A 23,097-nucleotide genomic window follows, 5' to 3' on the forward strand; every position below is an offset into this window, starting at 1 on the left:
TTGATGACCCCACTGCCATCCCGCATCACGTGGCCGTCGCGCGCGCTTTGGGCGTACCTTGCCTGCGCAGCCCTCGGTCTGGCGATCTACAAATGGCAATGGCTGCCGGTCTCGGAGACGCTCTACCTCGCCATTCTCAACGCCAACCTGTCGCTCACCGCCGGTGTCGCGGTCGTTGCGTCCTTCCTCGCCGCGCGACGCGATCGCCTGTACCGCGTGTGGGCTGTGGCCGTCGCGTTGCTGTTTGCCGGTGAGTTGCTTTTCGCGTTGTTGGAATTCGTCTTTACCGAAGTGGACAACGACGACCTCGGTTTGACCGCGCCGACTTTGATTTGGCTCGCGGCGCGTATCGCCCTCATCGCTGCGACCGCCGGGCTGTGGCTGCAAACCAAGGAGGAACGTACGCCCGGTTTTGGGCGCACCCTCGCCGCCGCGCTGGGTGTGGCGGTTCTCACGTTGTTCGCCGTGCTCGGTGTCCTGGTGCCACTCGTTGACAACCTGGCGCCGTCGTCCTCCGCCGCCGCGCCCTTCGCGTTCGTCACGGCGGATATGATCGTGCTGCTCATGGCGGCGATGTTGCTGGCAACGGGTGTGCCGCTCGGCCCGTATCGCGCGCCGCAACGCTTCTGGCCGGTGCTCGGCTTCGGCCTCTACTGCGTGGGCGACCTGTTTTACTTCCGCCTGGTCGCGCTACACAGCGACGCCTTTTGCCTCGGCGAACTGGCGTATTTTGCCGGCTACTTGTTTTTAATTCGCGGGGCGTTGGCGACCGGGGGTCAACCGCCTAAGGACTAAGCACTGCGCCTACGTCGATGGTTCGTTCCACTTCACCGCTTGCCAGGTTCACGACGCAGATGAGGCCCGACTTGTCGCACGAAGCGAAGCGGCGACCGTCGCGCGAAACGCGCACGCATTGCGCCCAGTCGCGGTGAATGTCCCAGGATCGCCGCGGCTCGGCTCGGTCGACGTCCCACAATTGAACGCGCCGGTTGGCCGCCGCCGATAAAAAGCCCCGGCCGTCGGGCAGAAAGGTCAAGAAATTGATCCAGTCGCGGTCAGCCTGCCACGTGCGCTCCAGCCGCGCTTCGGCGACGTTCCACAGTCGGATCGTGCCGTCGTCGCCACTGGAAAGCAGTTGCCGACCATCCGGCGAAAACGACAGCGACGTGATGCCCGCCGTGTGCCCGGTCAGTTGCGCCACGATGCTGTAATTAATCGTCTCCCGCACGTGGATGCGCGTGTCCTCGCCCGCCACCGCAAGCCGCGAGCCGTCAGGAGAAAAGCTCAAAAACAGCACGCCGCCCTCGTTGCCCGCCAGCGACTGCCGCACGAGGCCGGTGTTCAGGTCGAACAGCGTAACCCGGCCTTCGTACGATCCCGCCGCCAAGAGCGGTTCGGTCGGGTGAAAGGCCACCGAAAACAATTCGCCGTCCGCCTGCAACTCGTGGCGCGGCGCGCCCGTGGCCGCATCCCACAACATGACCTTGCCGCCCCAATCGGCGGTGGCGATCGTCTCTCCGTCCGGCGAGTAGATCGCTTCCTGCACCCACATGGCGTGCCCGCGCAATCGTCGCCGCAGCGTGCCGCTTTCCACGTCCCACAAAAACACGTCGTGATGGTATCCCGAAGAGACCAACGTCTTGCCGTCCGGCGACCAATCCACGGCCACGGTCCACGGGTATTGATCGCGCCCCGGGTCGACCAGCCGCGATTCAATCAGCGCCGTCCAATACAGATCGACGCACACGACGGAGCCTGGGTACACGAAGTACGCGAACGCGGCCGCCGCCGCCAGGCAAAGCGGCAACGCGGCCCACAACCAGCGACGAGATTTGTTCATGGATACGATGGATAGCGGAAATCGGCGCGCGATTCAATTCGCTTGTCGTCGGGATAGCGCGTCATACCGCGATCCGCTACATTTAACCTCATGCAAAGAGCGCCGCATAAAGCCGAGGAATCCGCCGCGGGTCCACTGAATATCGCGTTCCGGCTGCTGCTGGGCGCCGCCGTGTTGTGGGCGCTGGGCAACTTGCTGGGCGAACAAAACCTACCCGGCGCGGTCTACATCGAACACGCCGTATTCACGGTGGTCGTTTCCGTTTTTTTGTGGCTGACCGAAGGCGATTGGGTTCTGCCCCTCACCGCCGGGATCGCCTTGGTGGTCGGCGTGTCGGCCTTCGTGCTGCGTCGCCGCGCACCGTGGCTCTGGAAAGCGTATGCCTGGGCGGTCGCACTGGTTGTGCTGACCGGGCAAGTCGGCGTGATCTTTTTCGGCGCGTTGATGGAAAAAGAGCTGACGGTCGCACTGCTCGCCGGCATCGCGTGCTGGGCCGCATGGGGACGCCTCGACCGCCGCTTAGTGCCCCTGAGTCAAAAGGACCCGCGCGCCTGGCAAGTGGCGACCATCGGCACGCTCGGCGCGGTGTCGCTCTACTATCTGTACTCGATCTTAAACACCAACCCTTCCGGTTATCACCTGCTGCAGTGGGCGGCGCGGCTATTCGGCTCGAACCCGCAAGCCGGCGTCATGGCGAACAACCTCTACATCGCGGTCGTCGGCGCGGCGACGCTCGTGCTCATCACGCTCTTTTTCCGCCGCCCGCAAGCCGGGCGCCGGCTGGCTCGCACGCTGGCGGCGTGGGTGGTGGCTGCCGTCGTGTTGGGGGTTTACGCCCGCTTCTTCCAACGGCCGATCCTATTCCCTTCGACCTTGTTGTCGGCGGCTTTCGCGTTGCTCGCCGTCGATGGGCTGACCTCGTGGGGTTTTTCGCCGTTGCCCGATTTTCGACTCGACCCGCGGCGATATCCAAAGCGCTTGGTCTTTCTTTGTCTCTTTGCGTTGCTGGCGATGCTGCACACCTACTCGTTTCGGGTGTTTCACTGCGAGCGTCACCCGGCCCTCACCCATTTGGCGGACGTGCCCGAAGTCTTTCGCGCGGTGTTGGATGAGGCCGGAGAGAATCTCTTTCTCGTCTTGCGCCCGCGCAACCAGATCGTGAAGTTTTCCCTCGCCGAACGCCAAGCCATACCCGTCAATCCCGGCCCCCTGCGCGATATGAAAAAATCCGATGAAATCGCGTTCTGGGGCACGCCCGAAGACCTGATCTACGTCGCGTCGCGCGACCGCCTGCTCGCTACCTTCTACCCCTACCCCGACTTGAAAGAGGCTTTGCTGCGCGGGACGGGCGGCCGCTTGGAAGACATCGTCGTGGCTATCGACCCGCAACGCGCCCAGGTCGCCGACGTGTACCCCTTTACCGATTTGTGTTGGATCAACAGCATCCGGTGGAACGATCGCCTCGAGTACCTGTACGTGGGCTGCGAAGATCGCGAACGCTTGCTGGGTTTCGACCCGGACACCGGCCGGTTCTTCCGCGATCAGCCGACGCCTGATATCGGCGACATCCAGGATTTGATTGTCGACAACCGCTACAGCCCGCAGCGCCTGTACATCATTTCGCTCTGGTACAACGCCCACCTCACCGAATTGAACGAGGCCGACTGGCGCGTCCGGCGTCGTCTCTTCATCGGCGGCGCCAACTACGACGCCGCGCTCGCGCCGCAAGTCGACCGCCTGTTCGTCGGGCGCTTTTACGAGTCGCGCGTCACGGTCGTCGATCTGGACTCGTTCCAAGTGGACGGCATTCTCCGCACCGGACTAGGCACCCGCGCGCTGGCCGTCGACGAATCACGCGGCCTGCTGCTCGTCTCCAGCATCTACGACGGCGTACTGCGAGCCTTCGATGTGCGCACGCTGGAACTGCGCGGTCGGCTGCAGGTCGGCGGTCACGTCAAAAGCATCGCCCTGGACACGCAGCGGGGCCTCGCCTATTTCGCGGGACAACAAGGTCTGTTCCGACTCGATCTGGACGCTTGGCTCGGATCGGCACGACCGTGATGACCACCGCTGTCGTTTATCGCATCGGCCCGTTGACGCGTGCGGCGGCGTATCTCGGTGGGACGCTGGCGGCGGCGGCATTGAGCTATTTCGTATACCTGCCCGCCTGCTATTCGCTGGCGGCCGCGGCGCGTCGCGCCATCTTTGCTTGGTTCAATTGGTACGACTTGTTTTTCGAGTGGGCAGAGATTCTTTTCCTACCCCTCGTTTGGGCGCCGTTGCCGTTTCTCTTCCTGGCAACCTTGTACCTCGGACACCGCGTGGCACGCCGCTTGTTCGGCGCACTTTCCGCAAAACCCGGTTGGCTGCGGCGCACGGCATTTTGGCTGGTGACGATTCTTCTCGCCCTGCCTTCCGCCACGGCCCTCTTCGCGGTGCTGGCCGTCGACGCGGCTTGCTACGGCCCCGGCCTCAGCCCAACGGTGATTCACGGCGCTTGGCTGCAGGCCCGCCGTTGCGACGGCTGCCACGCCGGCTCGCTGCCGCTGAACGTGATCCGCACGCCGGAGCGCTGGGACGAGATCGTCACGCGCATGCGCGCCGTTAATGGCGCGCCGATTTCGGAAAAGCAGGGCGTCAAGGTTGCGGCCTTTGCGCAGCTACGCGGCTCCTACCGCGACCGCTGGCTGATGCGCGCCAAATGCGGACGTTGCCACGGATTGAGCGACCTGGACGACACGCCGCGCGTCGCCGAGGAATGGAACGACATCATCGACCGCGTCGCCCGCACCGCGCCGTTGTCGTATCGGGCCGATTGGATGGCGCAATTGAAGCGATACGCCGCCCGCCGCCTGACCGTGTCCGCCGACGAGGATTCGCGGAGCCGCGCCGCGTTCGCCAACCATTGCGGCGACTGTCATTCCCTAACGCTCGTGTTGGACCCGGTGATGGACGGCGACGGCCGCGACGCCGTGCTGCGGCGCATGGCCGAAAAGCGCACCGGGCGGCCCCATGCCGAAGACTTGCCCGCCATCGGCGATTACCTCGACACCTTGCCGCATGACCCTGACGTGTTCGGTCGCCTATTCCCCCACGATGCGCCGGTGGAGTTGTCATGGTGACCCGCCGCGCGATAGCCCGCCTACTGCTTCTGGTCGCGCTGGCGGCAATGGTGGCGGCGTGCGGTCGTGACGACGGCCCCGGCGACCCCTTCACGTTTCGAGTCGGCGAAAGTCGCGGCCACCTGCCCTGGACCGGTGAAGTGCACGTGGACGCCGTCGAAGCCGAACCCGGCGGCTCCTGGACGATGGCCTTCGACCTCGATGTCGACCTGCGAAACATGCGCGGGCGTCCCGATGTCATCGAAAGCCTGGTCGTCGCCGTCGTGGGCGAGCAGGTGTACGACGAAAATGGCACCGCGACGGGGCTCACGACCACCAGCATCTCCTCGCGCTTCACGAGCGCGGGCATTCCGCTGGCCTACTACCACGGCATCCTGCCGGTGCGCGCCCTCGGTAGCCGCCAAGGCAGCCCGTTTGAAGGAATTCACGAGTTCTCGGCCGGCGATTGGGCCCGCGGCGGTCGCACGCATTTGACGGGTCGGATCATCGCGCAACTCCCGGCCGACACGCCGCCGGGTTACTACCGGCCCCACGTCGATCTCTTCGTGCGCTTCCGGGGATCGCGCTCGCTAATCAACCTCGGCCGTCTGGCTTCCATCCTCGAGCTTCCGGCGCAGGATCCGGAAACCTTGATCGGCGGTTGGGCGCACAAGTATTTGGGCCGCACTATCGGAGCGGGCGAATTTGTCTCGGCGGGCAACGTATTGCCGGAGGTCGTCGTGGGCCGTCCGGCGACGCCGCATCTGCCGTGGACGATTTTCCACGACCATGAGACGTCGAATCGGTCCGGACTGCTGCCGGTGGAAGATCAGGCTCGCTGTCAGATGCTCAACCGCGCGTTTTCGCCGGCCGCCTTCCGCGTGTCGCCGGGCCGTTACACGGTTTACCCGGGTTTGCCTTCGCTAAGCCCGAACGACGGCTTGACCGGCATGTTTCTGGAACGCATCGACGGGGTGAACGTCCAAAAAAACTTCCTACGCGGAACGGGATCGGCCCGGGCCGTGCTGACCGATCCCGGCGGCACAACCGTCGACCTGGGTGAAAAGCGCTTGGTCGGCATTGATGAAGCCGGGCAGCGCGTCTCCGGCGGCGGTTTTCTCTTAGACCTGCAACAAACCGGCGATTACGCGCTGCAACTTACCGGCCGCACCCAGGACCGCTACCAACGCGACTATACCGCGGGCGGCACGTATCGGTTTACCGTGGCGATGCCGATCTCCTTTTCCACGCCGGTCAAACCCGGCACGAATTTTCTGGTGGGCGCCCGGTACCCTTCTTCGTTTCACCTAAACCCGGCGGTCCCCGCCCAGGTGCGGCTGGTGGCGCGCTTTTTTCCCAACTCCGATCCGGAGCGCATGCGGGAAGTGGTTTACGAAGGCCCCGCCAATCGCTTCGGGCATTTCGTGGGCGAAGGCAGACGTCTCGCGTTCGACGAACCCGGCGAGTACTACTCGCACCTCGAGGCGCGCTACCTCGACCCGGCCGGCCGTTTATGGATGGGTGCGCAATCCTCGGCGGGTGTGATCGCGCCGCGGGAACCGGAAGTCATCCTGCACGGCGGCACGACGCACGTGGTCGGCAAGCATGACGATCGACTCAGCGGCGTCGCCCGTTTCACCGGCGGGGAGGAATCGACCTGTCCCTACCTCGACGAGCCCTCGTACAGCGGCACGGACTACATCATCCCTTACATCAGCGGCGATACGGTTTTCGTCGGCGCGACGTATCCCTTCGAAAGCGCATTGAGCAACGCGTTGAGCATTGAGGTTCCCGACCCGGCTCTCGCGGCGCGAATCGTCGCCGCCTACAATCCCGGTGGCGAACCTTATAACGATCCGTCTCTCGGTACCGACGGCGCTATCCATTACGAACCCGACGCGTGGTTCAACTCCGCCGACGATTTGGGGACGTACCTCATTTCCGCCGCTTCCCCGTACCAGCTCCCGGTGATGTCGGCCAACGCGCACGGCTGGAATCCGTACCAATTCCCGAGCGAGAACCTCCTGGAAGGCTACACTTACCTCTCGGTGATTCGACCCGGATTTCAGGTACTCAACCTGGCTTACTCCCAATCGCATATGCAGACGTACTGGATCATTTCCCCCAACGCCCGCGAAGTGAACGTCAAAACCCGCCCGAACGGCGACATGCCCGGCGACGTATATCGGGTCATGGCGGGCGTGGTGATCAAGGACCTTGCGGCCAAGCGCAATTACTACGATGCCTACGCCTCGGCCATCGTCTCCCCGGCGCCCGGACTGGCCGACAACGCCGTGGTCGAACCCGGCGGCCGGCCGCTGCTGCAGATCAACGGCCGCGACCAATACTACTGCCTGGGCATGGACACCTCGGTTGTGTACTTCGTCGGCGACCCGATGATGCTCGGCGGCACGGTCATGCCCCCGGCCGAAGCGAATGTTTCCTTCGCCGTCACCAAACCCGACGGCGCGATCGAAACCGTCGCCGGACGTTCCAACCGCCTGGGGCAGACACCCGCGCCGCGCCCGGTTTTCCTGAATCAACCCGGCGTCTACCGCGTGCGCGTACTCGTCGAGCGCGACGGGAAATCCGGCGATGTCGCCGGTAGCGGCGACGGCGAGTTTTTCAATTTCGCGGTGCCGCACGACGGTGCCCCGCTGCTGCACGCGGCGTTACCGCCGGTGTCTGCCACGCCGATCCAACGCGACATTCACGTGCCGTTGCGCTGGCCGGCCGGTCTCACCGATATCACGCTGACCCACTCGATCAACATGCCCGGCTTCTTGCTTGATGAAGGACAACGCCGCGTGTCGGGCGAGGGCATGGAACTCGTGCTGCGACCGCACCAATGGGCAATCCAATACCCCTTCCTCGAAACCTTCGACCACGGCACGGGCAAGCCGGTGCAGGCCGACACCATCGTCGTCGTGCTCTTCTTCGAAGCCACGCGCGGCGCCGAGAAAGTCTACGACGCCATTCGCTTGATCCTGCGCGACAGCCGCTTGCTGAATTCACGAGCGCTGTTCGCCGGGAAACCCGCGGTCGAGGGCGCGAATCTGTTTCGGGAATAATCGGCCGACAAAGATACTCACTGACCGGCAAAATTTGCTATGGTATTCGTCCACATGGCGGACGCGACATCACGTAAACCTTCCACACGATACGCTGCGGCCGGTCTCGCGGTTGCGGCGGTGCTTTTCTGTATTCCGATGTGGTTCGTTCCCAACGGCATCCAAAGTCCCGACGACTTCCGAAACCTCGACTGGCTCAGCACGCGGCTCTTCGACGCCAACCTGTACCGAAGCCTGCACGAGTTCGGGCAGTTCCCTTTGTGGTCGCCCTACCTCGGCGGCGGCTATCCGGTGTACATGCACCCCACCGACGCTTCGCTGACGCCCCTGGCCGTCGCGCCCGCGCTCTTCGGCGAAGTGTACGGCGTCAAAATCAACCTGATGCTGCTGCTATTCCTCGGCGCGTGGGGCGTCTTCCTCCTGGCCCGCGACATCCTGAAGGCGGGTAACATCGGCGCCCTCTTCGCGGCCTTCGCCTATTTGGTTTCGGGCTGGTTCCCCTCGATGATGCTGGTCGGCTTCTACAACATGGCCGTCTACCATTTCGTTCCCTTGATTTTGTATTTCCTGTTTCGAGCTTTCGACCACTGGCGATACGCGATCGTCGCCGGCCTGCTACTGGCGCTTTTTTCGTGGATCGCCGTGTGGGGAATTGCCGCCACCGCACTATTCGCCGTCATACTCGTCGTGCTCAAAAGCTTCTCCCGACCCGACGGCCGTTGGCGTTTTTCCTGGCGCCCCGTGTTGGCTTTGGGCCTCGCCCTGGCCGTCATGTGCTCGGTCGCCGGGCCGCGGTTGTGGCAAATTCAACACTTGCGACAGCAAGGCTATTACCCGCACGACGAAGACCTGGACGACAAACCGTACGAAGAGCGCAGCAGTTGGCAGCGCTTTTATCAAAGCGCGGGGCACTTCGCACATGCGCTGGTAACCCACGTGGAAAAAGAGGCGAAATACGACAAGTACAATCTGCCCGCCACCCCCGAATACGATTCTCTCGGCGTTCCCTGGCCCGCGGTGATTCTATTTCTCTTTGGTGCGTGGTTCGGCCGGCGCCGATTGTGGCCGTGGCTGATCGCGGGGGGGCTTTTTGTTTGGTGGTGTTTCGGGTCCCGAGCGCCGCTGGATTTGTACCGATACACCATCTGGCAAATCCCGCTGTTGAGCGCGATGGGAGATGTATACAAGTACCTCAATTACTTCATCATGCTCGTCGTGGTGCTCGCCGCGGCGCCGGCCTTCCCGAAATTGCTTGCCGCGACTCGTGGGCGCGCCTGGCGAAAGCCGCTGCTCATCATCGCGTTCCTGAGCGTGCTGCCCTTCGCGGTGATGAACGCTTCGTGTTGGGCCGAACTGTTCAAACTGCCCGCGCCGATGCTCCCGCCAACCGCGTCCATCTATCACGTCAAATCGCAGGCCCGGCCGCCACTGGATCTTTTCTCCAAGGGACTCAATTACCGCGAAATGCTGCGCCCCTACCAGTACCTTGCGTACTACAATCTCACGCGCGGCGTCGGCACGATTGACTGGTATGCTGACATCTACCTGCCCGAGTACGCCGTCGCCAAATACCTCGGCGACCCCGCCGGTCGACCCACGCTCAATCCTCGCTACCGGGGCGAAGCGTATCTCGTGGACGGCGAGGCGGGAACGATCCTCGACATCGACATCGCCGCCAACACCATCGCGATCGAAGCGGAAACTTCCCGGCCCACGCTGCTGGTCATCAATCAAAACCACGACCCTGGTTGGCGTACCGACACCGGCGCGTTGACTTCTCACGCGGGACTGCTCGCCGTCAACTTGACCGCACCGGGCCGTCAGCGCGTCGAACTGTGTTTCCGTCCGCCGATGTTCTATCTCGGGCTGGTCATCATGTTGACATCCCTGCTCGTCTGGCTTCTCGTATGGATATGGACACGCCCGAAACGCCCGGCCTCGAGCGCCGCATGATCCGCCGCGCCCTCCTGCTTGTTGCGCTCGCGCTTCTGCTGGCCGCCTGCGACAAAAACGATCGCCGCGACGCGCCCCTGACGCCCGCCGTGCTTCCCGACAACCTTGCGCAGCTATCGACGGCAAAGAAATTGGCCCTCTTCGACGAACTGGCCGACGCCGAACCGGGCCGGGGTCTGCCGCTTTTGCGCGCCGCTGCCCAAGACGACGATTTCCGCGTGCGACTGGCCGCCCTGGCCGCGCGCCGGAAGGCGGGCGACCTCGATCCGCTCACTCCGTGGCTCGAAGCCTTGGATTCCGGCGATCCGGAGTTCGTCATGGAAGGCGCGTTCGGCATCGCCGACGCCGGTCGTAGCGATCTTGCCGACAAGCTGACGCCCCTGTTGCAGTCGCCGCATCGGGCGGTGCGAATCGAGGCCGCGTTTTGTCTCATCGATCTAGAGTGGCCGGGCGCGCCGAAGGTGATCGGGCCGTGGGCTCGCCGCCGTGATTTTCTCGCGCAAGAGGCGGGCATCCGCGCGTTGGCGTTGGCGCCTGCCGACCGGGCGTGGTCGCGTTTACTCCCCTTCGCCACGCATGTCGACGACGAGTTGGCTGACCTCGCGCTGCACGAACTGGTTCGTCTGAATCCGCAGAAGGCTATCGCCCTGCTCGCCGGTTTTACCGACCAGCGTGAGGAACTGCGCTTGTGGGCCGTCTTTTTCCTGCGCGGTTTGACGCAACCCGCGGCGCAGGAAGCGCTGCAAAAATACGCCGCCGACCCCTCCAGCGCGGTGCAAACTTTATTGGCGCAGCCTTCCCTCGAATTTTGGGAATCCGATGGCGAGAACAAAGCGGGCGCACCGTCACCGTTTCAAGTCGATCCCAGCCTGTCGGCCGATGATCTGCTGCAAAGCGCCGGGACCGGCGACACGCTTGTGCGCCGCGCGGCTTTAAAGGTGCTCGTGCAACGCCACGGCGAGTCGAGCCCCGGCATCGATGTCGAGCCGCCGGTCCCTTGGGCCAAAGCCGCCGATGTCGAAACGCGCCTGCAATTCGCCCGGTTGGCGACTGGTCGCACCGAGACCGCGCTGCGCGACGAACTGCGCGTGTTGGCCGTGGATCGCGTCGACCGCGTGCGGCAGCAAGCTTTGTTCGCTCTGGCCTTCGCGGCCGAGGCGGAAGACCGCCGTTTGCTGCGCGAGGCGTGGCGGGCCGAATCGCTGGACGTGCGCCAAACTGCGCTGCTTGGTTTGAGTCTATGCGGCGATGAGAGTGCCGCGGCGGCGCTGAACGAGGCGCGGCAAGATCCCGACTTTTCCCTGCGCGCCACGGCCATGTTGGGCTTGGCGATTTTGCGACCCGCGCGTTGGCGCGAACAGGTGCGCGAAGGCCTGCGCGCGCCGGAAGCCTGGGTGCGCCTGGCCGCCGCCGTCGGTCTGCACGCCGCCGGCGCTCCCATCGATGAAACGCTCGCTGAGGAAGATGCTGTACGCCAATGGTTCTACGTGGCCGCAGCGTTGGCCGGCGACGACGACGCGCTCGATCTGGCCGACCGCCGCTATCGCGAACTCGACGTTTCCCATGCCTACGACCACATCCGCGATTTCACCGTCCTCAACCCGCGCTTGCGGCGCATGCTTTACAAACCGGCCTCAAACGCGGCACAACAACAACCATGAAACGCCGCTGGAAAATTCTCCTGGTCATCCTCGCGCTGTCGATCGCGGGCGGCGCATTCACCTTCTTCGTGTTTCCCGGTCCGGTGTATTGGGTCGACATCTACTGGGGCCGCATGATCGACATCAACTTCTTCGACCGCCAAGAAGATTTCTTTCCCTACGTGGTCGGCGTCGACTTCACCGCGGACGGCCGAAACGTAATCGTGGCCGGCTACTTTCCCGACGTGCTGTTGCTCGACGCCGCAACCGGAACATTGACCACGCGCCTCAAGGGTCACGACCGCTGGCTCGAAGGCGCGATCGTTTCGCCGGACGGCAAGCACTACGCATCCTCGGATTGGGGCAGCCGCGCCATCGTGTGGGACGCGGCGACCGGTGAGATTGCGCAGAACATCGTGCTCGACGTTACGACTGCGGGCAAGGAAGAAGGCGATGCCGAAATCGCCGAGTTCGAAGTGATCGGCCTGGCCTTTCACCCGCTGAAGAACCAACTCGCGTGCGCGACCTTTCTCGCGCCGGATAAGACGACCATCGTCGATCTGGACACCGGTAAAGGTGAGAAGGTTTTCGCCGCCAATCCCAGCGGCACGATGGCTGTCGCCTACAGCCCCGACGGTTCGCTGCTGGCTGCGGGGGGCGACGGCACCGAAATGCTTAACCTCTACGAAACCGAATCCTATTCGAAGGTCGCCACGTTGCTCGGTCGGGAGAAAACCGTGGTCGCCGTGCAGTTCACCTCCGACGGCAAGCATCTGTTGACCTGCGGTGACGACGGCGCGGTCCGCTTCTTTGACGTGGAAAAGCGGCGCGAAACCGGCCGTTGGTCCAGCGGCCAGTATTGGGTGATCTCCTGCGCGCTGATGCCCGACGACCGGCACTTCCTCACCGCCGATCCCGACGGGGCCGTTCGCTATTGGAGCATCGAATCCGACCAACCCGAACGCGTGATTCCCCTGCACGAGGATTGGGTCACCTCGGTCAAGCCGCGACGCGACGGCGAGGCTTTCGTCTCCGGCGGCAAGGACGGCCTGGTGAACGTCTACGACCTGCGCGACGACCGCATTGTCCTCACTGTCGACACCGAAAAATTCCTGCCGGAAAAGTAACTCTCACTTCGATGGGTGCGGTGCGCCGTGTGGCATGCCACCGGGGGCGTGCGGCATCGCGCCGTCGCCTTGTGTGACGGCCCGCATGTTGTACAGCGACGTGCCGCGCAGGATGATCCGCGCCATGTCCCACACCTTTTGGCCGCCGCGCTCGGCCTCGAGCAGCAGCACCACGACGATGGTATCCACCGCAATGCTGCGACCGTCGCCGTAGTGCGCCACGTCGATGTACGGATACTGCGCCGCCAATTCCCGCGGCACGATCCGGAACGAATAACCGTCCCCGTCAATCGCCCGCGAACCCTCGTCGATCACCGCGCCGGGCATCATGATCGACCAATGCAGCTTCACCGCCTCCAAGTCGGTCGGCCAGCGCAGCGGCACCATCGCCGCGCCGCCTGGGGCAACGCCGGAGCTGAAAGGCAGGTCAATATCCAAAAACGGCTTGGCGTCGGCCGGAATGGCGAAATGATGGAACTCACCGTCGCCGGTGCCCGCCACGTCGCCCCCCGCGCCCTGCCGCTCGATGTGCGCCTTCACGCGGTACACGCCGGGTTGCTCGATGTCGATCGCCCGCGACGGCAGGAAGCCGCCCAGACGGTTGGACCGCCCCGCCAATTCTTCAATCGCGCCGTCCGGCTTGGTGATCGTGAAATGCACGTCGGCCTCCACCGGCGGCATCACCGTACCGGCCACCAGCATTTTCTCGCCCACCGTGAAGCTGTCGGACGTGTCCAGGCCGATGAAGAAATACTGCTCGCGGCCGTTTTGCCAGTAGATCGTCTGCTCGCCCGGCGCCGCCACGGCGTTGTTCCACGTGCCCGGCGGCGTGGCCACGACCGTCGCCGCGTACGCGTCGTAATAGTTACGGCCCGTTTTCTTATCCTTGACCACCAGCCCTGCCATGATGCGGTACAGGTCGCCCGGCAAATCGCCGTTCGGGCCGGCGTTGATCTGCCCGCCGTAAGTATTCGGCGAGACAATCCAACACGGCCCTTGGAACGAGCCCGCAAAGGCCAGCGACAACACGGGGAAGCCCGGCCGAATCACCGACAAGTAGGTGTACGCCTCGATTTCGTTGTCCTCGCGGTACAGGAAGGGCGAGAGCCCGCGCCCGTTCGCCCACAAAATCGGCAGGTGGTCCGCGCCCTCCACCGACATGCGGTAGTAGCCGAAGTTGTCCTCGGAAAACTTGAAGACGTCCGGCAGGAAGATCGGCCGCCGGTGCTTCGGGGTAATCGGAAACAGTGACTGCCGTCCGTCGGGGTTGTAGGCGTCCACCAGGCGTTCGGCCAGCTCCCGCGTTTTCGCCTCCATCGACAGCACGATGCCCACGACGGTTTCGAAGGGATAGGTCGTGGACACAAACAACGTGTCGCCGCTGTGGTAGGGGAAGATGTAATCGTATTGGCAAAGCGTTTCGGGCTCGAACACCGACGACCCGCCCTCGGTGCCCTGGGCGAAGCGTTCCAACCCGCCGTAATGGGGCTTGGCCGGGTCCGGCGGCGCCAGGTAAGTGCGGCCGCCGTGCAGGCACACCTCCGAGTCGGCCTTATCGCGCGGGGCGACCACCCCGGCGGAAGTCTGCGCCCCGTACCATAAGTTTCCGGCCGGATCGACAAAGCGCGTCGTCAGCAGCGAGCGATACTCGCCCGGCTCATCGAACACCATCGGTGTGCCCGCCGCGGCGAAATGGCCGAACTGGTTCGCGCGGCCGGTAAACGTGGCGTGCCGCGCCCGCGCCGGATCGGAATTCGGAAAGAAATCGACCTCGATCGTCACGTCGGCAGGCACCGGCGGATTGACCTTCGCCGCCGCCGGATAGCGCGATCCGGTCAAGTAGTTCGTGCCCGGCTTGACCGGCGTCGAAAACGTCAGCGGCAGCGCCACGGTGAATTCGTACGTCCCGCCCCCCTCGTAAGCGCGCCCGAAAAGATCAACCATCGTGCCGGTCAGTTCCAGCCGATAGCGCCCGGTGCGGCCCAACGACACGTCAAAGCCACCCCCCGCGAGCAGCGGACCCGCGTCGTTGCGCCCGGCAAAGGCCCGCGTCCCCAAATCGACCCGCCGCCCATCGGGGCCGGTCAGCACGGCACTCGCCTCGCCACGTTGAAAGTCGAGATAATTGCGGATCATCGTCGGCACCGTATCGTCGCCGATAAACAAGTCGGCCAACCCGGATTCGGGAAAGAGCGTCGGCAAACCCGGGTTCACCCGGTAGCGACCCGGGCGCAGCAAATAGGGCGTCGGGAAGCGCACGCGATTGAGCAAGCCGAGCCGCGCTGCGTCCTCCCGCGGCAGCAAGCCGGACTGCCCGTATGCGTCCACGTCGTGAAAAATCGTCCACGCCGCGTGCGGCGCTTGGGGCGAGCCCACTTTGATTTCCGGCAAGACCTGCGGGTCGTACATGAACTCGTAAGGCTCGTCGGGACGCTCGCCCAGCAGTTTCATCCACCCGCCCGCCGCGCCGGCGACGTCGGCGTTGTTGTCGAGCCACTGATTCAACTGGAAGGGCAGATGCCCCACGTCAATCGGCGCATCGGCACCGCGCAAGCGCACGAATATTTCCACGTGCGGCCGGTAGTAACCCGGCGCGATATCCGCCGGCAGCGGCACACTCATTCGCCCCCGCAGCCGCGTGCGACCGGTCGCGGCCGGAAACTCCATCACACCTTCGAAAGGGCTGCCCCGGCGATTGCCGAAGGCGCGCACCGGCAACGTGCCTTCGTAGTAGGAGAGCGGTATGCCCGCCGTGGTAAACACGGACGAAACCGCCGTGGCCGTCAGCCCCACGGGCGTGCCGGCCGCGTCGAACACCGGCTCGCCGACGATGACCACCGCGACGCTCTCGACGTATTCGCGAAAATCCTTCAGCCGGCGCAGGTCTGCCGATAAGTCGAAATCCGCGACCCACTCCGCGCCGGGTTCGATCGCCAGCGAATCGAGCCGCACCGTACCGCTCCAAGGGTAGAAGGTGCCCTCCACACCCACGTCGAAGGTCAAGCCGGCGTCTTCCCCGCCGCACCCCGCGACGAAAGCCAGAACCGCCAACACGACAAGCCACCGCTTCACCAGTTCACCTCCACGGCTTGGTCGTGCGGGAACGCGCTCCGCTGCGGGGGCGACTGCGTCAGGTAGTGCTCCAACGCGGCGGTCAAGGCGAGCGTTTCATCGGCGGTGATGATCGCGGGGGCTTTCTTGCGCATGCGCTCCACCAAGGCAGGCGGCGCTTCCTTCGCATCCGTCGGCTGCAGCCCGAAGGCCAGCGAGTGACACGCGCCGCAACGTTGCTGGAACAAAACATTCTCGTTCCACCGACGTCGCTGCTCCGGATCGACCGGCGGTTGTACGGCGAGATGCTCGTCGGCGTACTTGGCGAGCTGAGCCCGCCAATCGGCGCGAAACGCAAACTGATTGACGTTGGCCAGTCGGTCAATCACCAGCGACCACTCCTCGGTCGTGAAATTCCGCGCCGCCAGTTCCTTTTGCGCGTGGCAGCGCAAACACTTGGCGCGAAACAGCCAGGCGTCGGAATACGAGGCTCGCCGGCCGAGAAACGCGGCCAGACGCGCAGCCTCCTCTTGGGACACCGGCGCGCCGTTTACCGCCCGCATGCGTTCGACCGTCACCGCCCACTGCTCCGGCGTCTTGAGATAATGAAAGGGTCGATTGGCGCTGTGACAACCGCTGCAGCGCTCGGCCTGCAAGCGGGCATCGGCGGTGGGCAGCGGATTGCCGAACGCCGCGGCGTCCCATACAAAAAGCGCCGCAAACAGCAGCGCCGCCGGGATGCCGATCGAGATCCACAACGCCATTCGCAAACCGCGCCAAACTCGATGACGCACCGGGCGCGCGCGCCGTGCTTGCGGCATGAAGCGGCCGATCAACCACCGGACCGCGCAGAAGGAGACCATCGTGGGGAACACGGCCGCCGCAACGAAACCGCCCTCCAGCGCCACTTCGGCGATCACGAAATAGGCGTCATACCAAATGAACCATGGGAAAATCGCGCGGCAGGCCAGCAGCGCTAAGTGGTATGCGAAGGGAACGAAGACCGCGTAGGCGAGCGCCAGCGCCGCAGCCAGCGCCGGTAAATTCGCAATGGCCGAATACGTAATTGTCTCTTGTTTTTTCGGCGCCTGATTCACAGCCGCAGTATACGAAACGCACCTCGGATTGGGAAACGAGTCATTGTCTCATTTGAGGTCGTGGTATTGAACGCGCTTACTTACACTTCTCCGCGTAACACTTGTCGTAGATGTCGCCGAGGTCGCCGCAACCGACCTTCTTCTCGATCTTCGCGTTGACGCATTCCAAGAAGCCCGCCATGCCCTTGCAGGCATTCACCTGCTTGCTGCACGTGGCGAGCTCGCCTTTGAATTCTTCGAAATTCGTGCACTGATGCGTGATGACGAACTCGCAGAATGAAGCCGCCGTGAAAGGCGCGCCGATCTCGATTTCTTTATCCAACTCGGCATCGCCATCCGGCTTCTCCGGCCCTTTTTTTTCATCGACGAAGGGTGTCACCTCCGCCGGCGTGCTATCGGTCGGCAGGCCGGGGTCGACAACGGGAATCGCGGCTTGGCCATTGGGGCGAAGGGGTTGCTCGGCCGGATTTTCCGGCGAAGCTTCCTGCTGCTTGCTACCGCATGCGGAAAGGCAGAGACCGACAACAAGCAAAGCCGTCAGAATAATTATCCCATGTTTTGCCATTTTCGTTTCCACTTCTCGATTATTGTTTCCGCACTCTTTTCGTAATTTTTTTTACCACACCGCCATCAAGCGGTCACGCAAAAATTTCGTTGTTTGACGTTCGCGGCTCCGGGTTCATAGAATCACTACCGAGGCAAAAGGCCGAAGACCGCGTCATGACGAAAACCGACCGGAGCAAACGAACGTGAAACACACGCTCGCCCGACATATCGCCCTGCTCGTCGCCGCAGCGGTCGTCGGTGTGTTTTTCGTGTGGTTGGGCCGGGTCAACGAGCGAAGCGCCCCTTCACTCATTCCCGCCAACCACACCGACGACGGCGAGGTCCGAAAAAAGAAGTCCTTCACGCCGCCCCATCGCGCACCGGCGGTGATTGGCTCCTGGCTCTTAAAGTACGCCTCCCAGGACCATGCCTTTCTCGACGTCGCCCTTGCCGATGGCAGTGGTGCGGGAATTCGCAGCGTCGTCGCCGATGTGACGGCCCCCACGACGACCTACCGCGATCTTGCGTTGATCGATAACAGCAACGACGGCACGGACTGGGAAAGCGAGTGGCGCGTCGTGCTCGACTCTCTGCCCAAACCGCCGCCCGCCGGGTTGTATTGGGTGTCGCGCATTCGCGTCGAATCCAAAGACGGTAGCCACGCCGAGTACTTCGCTTCAGACCCCTACGGCACGTACCGCTACCGGTACGTCGAAGTCGGCATGCGCGAAGCGATCGAGCAACCCAGCCAAGCCTGGATCGGCTCGCTCTACTTCCCCGAAACGAACGCCGCAATGCCGCTGGTTTTTATCAACACCTTCTATCCCGGAGAGGGCCGCGCCATCGACCCGGTGTTGGAACTCTACGCCGCAGGTGACACGCGGCGATGGCTCGCGGTCAATGACGAGCCGGATGTTGATCTGTTCTACCCGCGCCTCGCCTACTCGATGCGACCCGGCGAAACCTACTATTTGCGCGTCGCGGGCGACCGGGAAAGGGTGGGCCACTACGGAATCGTTCTCAGCCGCGGCAATTTCGCGACCGCGTCGGCGCAACCGGCCGCCATGCCCGACACCTACGAACCCGACGACGACGCCGTGAACGCCACGCCCCTGCAACTCGACGAGCCGCAATTTCACACGCTCGAACTCAAGGAGGATGAAGGCGATGTGGACTGGTTCGTTTTCGCCGTGCCGTCGCCAAAGAATTGAAACAAGCGGCAACTTAGGGGTGCGAACCGCCCGGACGGCCCTCGGCCATGGCCTCGTAGTTGTAGAAGGTGTTGCCGCGCACCACCAGGCGCAGCGAGTCGTACACGGGTTCGCCGCCGTCGATCGCCTCCAAGAAGAACTGCATGACGACCGTATCGGCCATTTCCAGTTCGCCGCTGCCGAAATTGCGCACGTCGAAGTTCGGGAACTGCACCGCCCATTGCAGCGGCTCGAAAGAATACTCCCAGCCGCCCGACGCGGTTTCCACCACGCCCTCATCGAGCACCTGGCCGGGCATCATCACTCCGAAATGCAACTTGACCTCGCGCAAATGCGACGGCCAGGAAAGCGGCACCCGCAAGCCCGCGGCGGGGTCGATCTTCAAACTCGGCGGCAACGAAGTCGAAATGAGCGGCAGGTTTTCTCGCGGCACGGCGCAATGCCAGTAGCTGCCGCGCGACGTGCCCACGACATCGCCGCGCAACTCGCCGTAACGCACGTCCACATCGACACGGTAGATTCCCGGCTCGTCGGCGGGGATTAAGGGCTTGCCGCGCCCGAGTCCCAGGCGGTTGGTGCGCGTAAACACTTTCACCTTTTCACCGGAGGGCTTGGTGACCATCCACGTCACGTCCGCCTCGACGGCCGGAAACACCATGCCGCCCAGGGCGATCGTCTCGCCCACTTCCATTGCATCGTGGGTGTCGATACCGAGGAACACGAACTGCTCGCGACCGTTGATCTGCGCCAGCGGACGTTCGCCCGGCGGTGAAATCGACGTCGCCGCTCCCTTGCTGGGGGCCACGACGATGGCCGCCGCGTAGGCGTCGTAAAGATTGCGCCCCGTGCGCCGGTCCAGCAGCACGGCTCCGGCCTGGATACGGCACATGTCGCCGGGCAGGTCGCCGTTGCGGCTCGTGTTGTAATGGAAACCGAAACGATTGGGGCTGGCCAGCCAATATAGGCCGATAGCGTCGGTTTGGTGCACGGAAGTCATCACCGGAAAACCGGGGCGGATCACGCCCAGGTAGGTATAGGCCTGCACGACGGCGCTGTCCTGGTAGGCGTAAGGGTTCCAGCGCCCATTGCCCACGGGCACGATCGGCAGTTCGTCGCGATGGGCCGCGTCGGCCGGGAACCACGAGAAACTATCGCTGGAAACCTTCACCACTTTGCCGAGGTACTGCCAGGGACCGGCCGCGGGTTGATGCGATGGCGGCACTGCGAAGGATCGGAACGCGGCCGCGTCCTGCAGCCATGCGGCGTAGTCGGCATCGCTTAGCGACATCGATAAGTGCGGCTCGACCAGGCTCTCGTTGAAACCGTTCGAGGGAATAAACAGCGTGTCGCGCCCGTCGTACGGCGCATAGGAATCGGGCAACATCGAGGGCGTGTAATTCGGGAAGAAGGAAGTCGTCAAATCCTGCCGGTCGCGGAATCGCTTTTGCGCGCCGAAATAGGGTTGGTTAATGCGGTGCCCGTACGGAAAACTGCGCGTGCCGTGCAGGTGCAACACCGGTTCCAGCGGCGCGATGACGCCCGCCGAAACCTGCTGCCCCATCCACAATCGGCCCCGTGGATCGCGCATTTGGGCCCGCACGACACTGCGGTACTCGCCCGGCTCGTCGAACACAAGATTTTCCTGCCCGTGCGGTACGAAGTGTCCGAAGCGGCTGGCCTGACCGCGCGCGCTCCAAACCCGACGCCGATCAACTTCGGAGTTCGGGTAGTATTCGATCTCGACTTCCACCTCCGCCGGGGCCGGCGGATTCAGATTCACCTTCGCCGGGTACGCGCCGCCGACTAAAAAACTCGTGCCCGGTTTGCAGGACGTGCTGAAGGTCAGCGGCAAGGCGCTGAACACGATATATTTGCCGCCGCCCTCAAAACGCCGGCCTTGGCGGTCGAGGAGGTAACCGCTCATCTCGATTTCGTAGCGGCCGGTCTGCCGCAAGTCGACGGAGAACGCCTCGCCCTCCAGTCGCGGCCCACTCTTGTCCTCACCAACCATGCGCCGCGTTCCCAGTTCGGCGAAACCCGCGGGCCCGTTTACGGTGACCGTGACCTCACCCCGACGCATGTCGAAATAGTGCGGCAACCGATCCGGCACGACCGCGCCGCCGCCATCGAGCGGGGCAATCGAATCGTGCGGGAAAATCGTGGGGAAGCCCGGCGAAAGCTCATAGTGATCGGGGCGCAGAATCAAGTCCGTCGTGAAACCCACTCGACCGACCAGCGCCACGTGGTCGCGGTCCTGTTCCGGCAACGCGCCGCTGCGTCCCATTTGTTGGGCTTGCCCAAAAATCGTCCACGGCAGCCGCGGCGTGGCCGCTTCTCCCACCTTGACCAGCGGCAACACGGAACCGACCTCCTCGTTCCAATCGTTGCCGAACATCTTGAGCTGCACCGGGTCCGCCACACCCTCCACGCGCACGAACACCAGCACGGTCGGCTCGTAATAGCCCAGCGGAGCGTCTCGCGGCAGGTCCACCGCAAGCGTGCCCGCCACCGTGTGACGCCCGCGCGGACGACCGTCGAGTTCGAAGGTCTGCACCGCCTCAAAGGGGCTGCCGTCCTTGCCGTGCACCAAGCGCAGGAGCGGCCAGCCCTCAAAACGCTCGATGGGCAGGCCGGTCGTGGCCAGATTGGACGCCACCGCGTAGGACGACGACCCGGCGCGGTAGTTGCCTTCTTGGTCGAAGCGCAATTCGCCGTACGCCGCGACAATCAGTTCGGTGAAGCGCCCGAAGCGTTCGTCGTAGGCGCTGAAGTCGACTGTGAGGTTGTAATCGAACGACCACGTGTCGGTCGGGCGGATATCGAATCCCGGCCGGACGTTGTCCACCTGCATCGTCCAAACGAAGGGATCGAACTTCGACGAAATCGAGAAATCCGACCGCCCGGGCGTCGAACCGCACGCCGCCAGCGCGAGGGCCATTACGAAAAATAAGACCCGCCTCACCACGGCAGCCCCCCCTCGAGCACCGGCTCGTCATGGGGGAACAATCGCCGGTAGACGGAGCGGTCGCCAAGCAAATCACGGTACGTTTTGACAAAAAAATCTATGTCATTTGGTGGCGCGGCGGCCGTTTTTTGCGTCATTCTGGCCACAAGACGTCGCAAATCAGCGTCGTTTTGCGACACATAGTGCGTCGACTGGCGACTCATTGTGTGGCACGCGCCGCAAAATTGCGCGAAATCGTGAAAGCGCTGGTAGTCCTCAGCGCTCAATCCGAGGGTCGCGGCGGGGTCGCTTTTTGCCTCGGCCAGGTACGCCGCGACCTGCCCGCGAACGTCGTGGCGGTAGTAGTACGGCGACCAACGCGCGAGGCGGGCGGCAATCGCGGACCAGTCTTCGGGCCGGCGTTTCTCCCACCCGCTGGGCGCACCGGTGTGGCAGCGCCGGCATCGCGTGCGGAAGGTCCACGAGTCGCTGAAAGAGCGCATGCCGGTCAAAAAACTTGCGACGTCCTCGCCCTCTTGCCGGCTGATCGGCGCTTTTTCGAACTCCCGCATGCGCGTCAGGGTGCGCCCCCACTCCACCGGCGTTTTGATGAGGTACAAGGCGCGGCTGCGCTCGTGGCAGGCTCCGCATCGTTGCGAAAACACTCCCAAACCCGGCTTGGCAGCGACGCGCGAAACATGGAGCGATCCGGCGGCGCCGAACACGATGAGGCCGAGCGCCGGGACGAGGACCAGCAGCGCGCGACTCACCCGCCACAGCGGCGAAGGCTTACGCTCCCGCGGGGCGGCGACGGCCACGCGAAACGCAACGATTCCGGCCACCAGCAGCCCGGGCCATACCAGCAACGGCGCGTAAATCAGAATCCACTCCATCGCCGGGTGAATGTTGTCGTACCACTCGATCCACCAAAACGCCTCGATCGCCACCCACACCGAAAGCGACGAGGCGAACGCAGCCGCAAACCCCGCAAAGGGCGTAAAAACTAAGAAAAACAACAACGTTTTCGCCCGCGTGGAAAGGCCGGTCACCGGGTTGGGGTGATGGTAACGGCGGGCCAGCACGCGAAACGCCAAGCCGGCGAAGAAAAGCGTCGAAAGCGGCAGCGCACCCCAAAGGGCAAAAAATCGCGCGTAGGGTATCCAAGCCTCTCTCGCGGCGTAGACGTGAAACAGGTTGCGCAGCAACGCCTCAAGGTCGAGCCAGGCAATGTAGACAAAACGCGAAAGCACCACAAAATAAGCCGCCAAAGCCAGCGGCCAGACAATCAGGTGCGTGCGTCGGATGTGCGAACTTTCCCCCATCGATTTCCTTTTATGCCTTCGTTGCAGCGGCGCCGCAACATCTTGGCGCGCATTGTACCGTGCCGCGAAGCGCTTAAGCAACAAAACAGGAATCATTCTTAATTCGATGCCGAGCGCCAATACAAGTTTGTCAGTGGCGGTCCGTTCGGCAATAATGAAACACTTTCGACCCATGAAATGCCCCCGAAAAAACG

Annotated in this window: 14 protein-coding genes; 8 read left to right on the top strand and 6 right to left on the bottom strand. The window is 63.6% G+C overall.

The window, feature by feature from the left end; translation table 11 throughout:
* Positions 1 to 3 precede the first annotated feature (3 nt).
* Positions 4 to 795 carry a hypothetical protein gene (locus tag P9L99_10905; protein ID MDP8223859.1) on the top strand — a complete coding sequence of 264 codons (792 nt, stop codon included), beginning with the start codon at positions 4 to 6 and terminating at the stop codon, positions 793 to 795.
* Here the strand turns inward: P9L99_10905 and P9L99_10910 are convergent.
* Entirely contained in the window at positions 785 to 1,840 is a 1,056-nt protein-coding gene (locus tag P9L99_10910) for a WD40 repeat domain-containing protein (protein MDP8223860.1), read from the bottom strand. The genes P9L99_10905 and P9L99_10910 overlap by 11 nt on opposite strands.
* Before the next feature lie 90 nt (positions 1,841 to 1,930).
* On the opposite strand from P9L99_10910, the gene P9L99_10915 reads away from it, so the two are divergent.
* The 6 genes from P9L99_10915 to P9L99_10940 all read left to right on the top strand — a co-directional run bounded on the left by P9L99_10915 (position 1,931) and on the right by P9L99_10940 (position 12,732).
* Entirely contained in the window at positions 1,931 to 3,901 is a 1,971-nt protein-coding gene (locus P9L99_10915; protein ID MDP8223861.1) for a hypothetical protein, read from the top strand.
* The gene (locus P9L99_10920) at positions 3,898 to 4,962 is read left to right on the top strand and encodes a hypothetical protein (protein ID MDP8223862.1); all 1,065 of its coding nucleotides are present in this window, start codon (positions 3,898 to 3,900) and stop codon (positions 4,960 to 4,962) included. The genes P9L99_10915 and P9L99_10920 overlap by 4 nt, the downstream gene beginning before the upstream one ends.
* The gene (locus P9L99_10925; protein ID MDP8223863.1) at positions 4,956 to 8,012 is read left to right on the top strand and encodes a hypothetical protein; all 3,057 of its coding nucleotides are present in this window, start codon (positions 4,956 to 4,958) and stop codon (positions 8,010 to 8,012) included. Before P9L99_10920 ends, P9L99_10925 begins: the two co-directional genes overlap by 7 nt.
* Before the next feature lie 120 nt (positions 8,013 to 8,132).
* On the top strand, positions 8,133 to 9,965 hold the full coding sequence (locus tag P9L99_10930) for a hypothetical protein (protein ID MDP8223864.1): 1,833 nt from the start codon (positions 8,133 to 8,135) through the stop codon (positions 9,963 to 9,965).
* Entirely contained in the window at positions 9,920 to 11,626 is a 1,707-nt protein-coding gene (locus P9L99_10935; GenBank protein ID MDP8223865.1) for a HEAT repeat domain-containing protein, read from the top strand. The genes P9L99_10930 and P9L99_10935 overlap by 46 nt, the downstream gene beginning before the upstream one ends.
* Positions 11,623 to 12,732 carry a WD40 repeat domain-containing protein gene (locus P9L99_10940; GenBank protein MDP8223866.1) on the top strand — a complete coding sequence of 370 codons (1,110 nt, stop codon included), beginning with the start codon at positions 11,623 to 11,625 and terminating at the stop codon, positions 12,730 to 12,732. Before P9L99_10935 ends, P9L99_10940 begins: the two co-directional genes overlap by 4 nt.
* Positions 12,733 to 12,735: 3 nt before the next feature.
* Here the strand turns inward: P9L99_10940 and P9L99_10945 are convergent, their stop codons facing one another.
* From P9L99_10945 to P9L99_10955, 3 genes are all read right to left on the bottom strand, one after another.
* Complete coding sequence (locus tag P9L99_10945; GenBank protein ID MDP8223867.1) at positions 12,736 to 15,804, bottom strand: hypothetical protein; 3,069 nt, start codon at positions 15,802 to 15,804, stop codon at positions 12,736 to 12,738.
* Positions 15,801 to 16,880 carry a hypothetical protein gene (locus tag P9L99_10950; protein ID MDP8223868.1) on the bottom strand — a complete coding sequence of 360 codons (1,080 nt, stop codon included), beginning with the start codon at positions 16,878 to 16,880 and terminating at the stop codon, positions 15,801 to 15,803. Before P9L99_10950 ends, P9L99_10945 begins: the two co-directional genes overlap by 4 nt.
* 76 nt (positions 16,881 to 16,956) lie before the next feature.
* On the bottom strand, positions 16,957 to 17,445 hold the full coding sequence (locus P9L99_10955; GenBank protein ID MDP8223869.1) for a hypothetical protein: 489 nt from the start codon (positions 17,443 to 17,445) through the stop codon (positions 16,957 to 16,959).
* A gap of 184 nt (positions 17,446 to 17,629) precedes the next feature.
* Between P9L99_10955 and P9L99_10960 the strand changes: the two genes are divergently transcribed.
* Positions 17,630 to 18,637 carry a hypothetical protein gene (locus tag P9L99_10960; protein ID MDP8223870.1) on the top strand — a complete coding sequence of 336 codons (1,008 nt, stop codon included), beginning with the start codon at positions 17,630 to 17,632 and terminating at the stop codon, positions 18,635 to 18,637.
* A gap of 13 nt (positions 18,638 to 18,650) precedes the next feature.
* Here P9L99_10960 and P9L99_10965 read toward each other — a convergent pair whose 3' ends face one another.
* Both P9L99_10965 and P9L99_10970 read right to left on the bottom strand, forming a co-directional pair.
* Positions 18,651 to 21,602 (bottom strand): hypothetical protein, encoded by a 2,952-nt coding sequence (locus P9L99_10965; GenBank protein MDP8223871.1) that lies wholly within the window; start codon positions 21,600 to 21,602, stop codon positions 18,651 to 18,653.
* Complete coding sequence (locus P9L99_10970; GenBank protein ID MDP8223872.1) at positions 21,596 to 22,903, bottom strand: hypothetical protein; 1,308 nt, start codon at positions 22,901 to 22,903, stop codon at positions 21,596 to 21,598. The genes P9L99_10965 and P9L99_10970 overlap by 7 nt, the downstream gene beginning before the upstream one ends.
* Positions 22,904 to 23,097: the final 194 nt, after the last annotated feature.

Source organism: Candidatus Lernaella stagnicola (assembly GCA_030765525.1).
In the GTDB taxonomy this organism is placed as follows: Bacteria; Lernaellota; Lernaellaia; order Lernaellales; family Lernaellaceae; genus Lernaella; species Lernaella stagnicola.

What these genes read in the sequence shown, in the direction of transcription:
- P9L99_10915 (MDP8223861.1), top strand. Translation starts at nt 1,931, where the DNA reads ATGCAAAGAGCGCCGCATAAAGCCGAGGAATCCGCCGCGGGTCCACTG.
- P9L99_10910 (MDP8223860.1), bottom strand. Translation starts at nt 1,840, where the DNA reads ATGAACAAATCTCGTCGCTGGTTGTGGGCCGCGTTGCCGCTTTGCCTG.
- P9L99_10940 (MDP8223866.1), top strand. Translation starts at nt 11,623, where the DNA reads ATGAAACGCCGCTGGAAAATTCTCCTGGTCATCCTCGCGCTGTCGATC.
- P9L99_10925 (MDP8223863.1), top strand. Translation starts at nt 4,956, where the DNA reads ATGGTGACCCGCCGCGCGATAGCCCGCCTACTGCTTCTGGTCGCGCTG.
- P9L99_10935 (MDP8223865.1), top strand. Translation starts at nt 9,920, where the DNA reads ATGGATATGGACACGCCCGAAACGCCCGGCCTCGAGCGCCGCATGATC.
- P9L99_10970 (MDP8223872.1), bottom strand. Translation starts at nt 22,903, where the DNA reads ATGGGGGAAAGTTCGCACATCCGACGCACGCACCTGATTGTCTGGCCG.
- P9L99_10905 (MDP8223859.1), top strand. Translation starts at nt 4, where the DNA reads ATGACCCCACTGCCATCCCGCATCACGTGGCCGTCGCGCGCGCTTTGG.
- P9L99_10955 (MDP8223869.1), bottom strand. Translation starts at nt 17,445, where the DNA reads ATGGCAAAACATGGGATAATTATTCTGACGGCTTTGCTTGTTGTCGGT.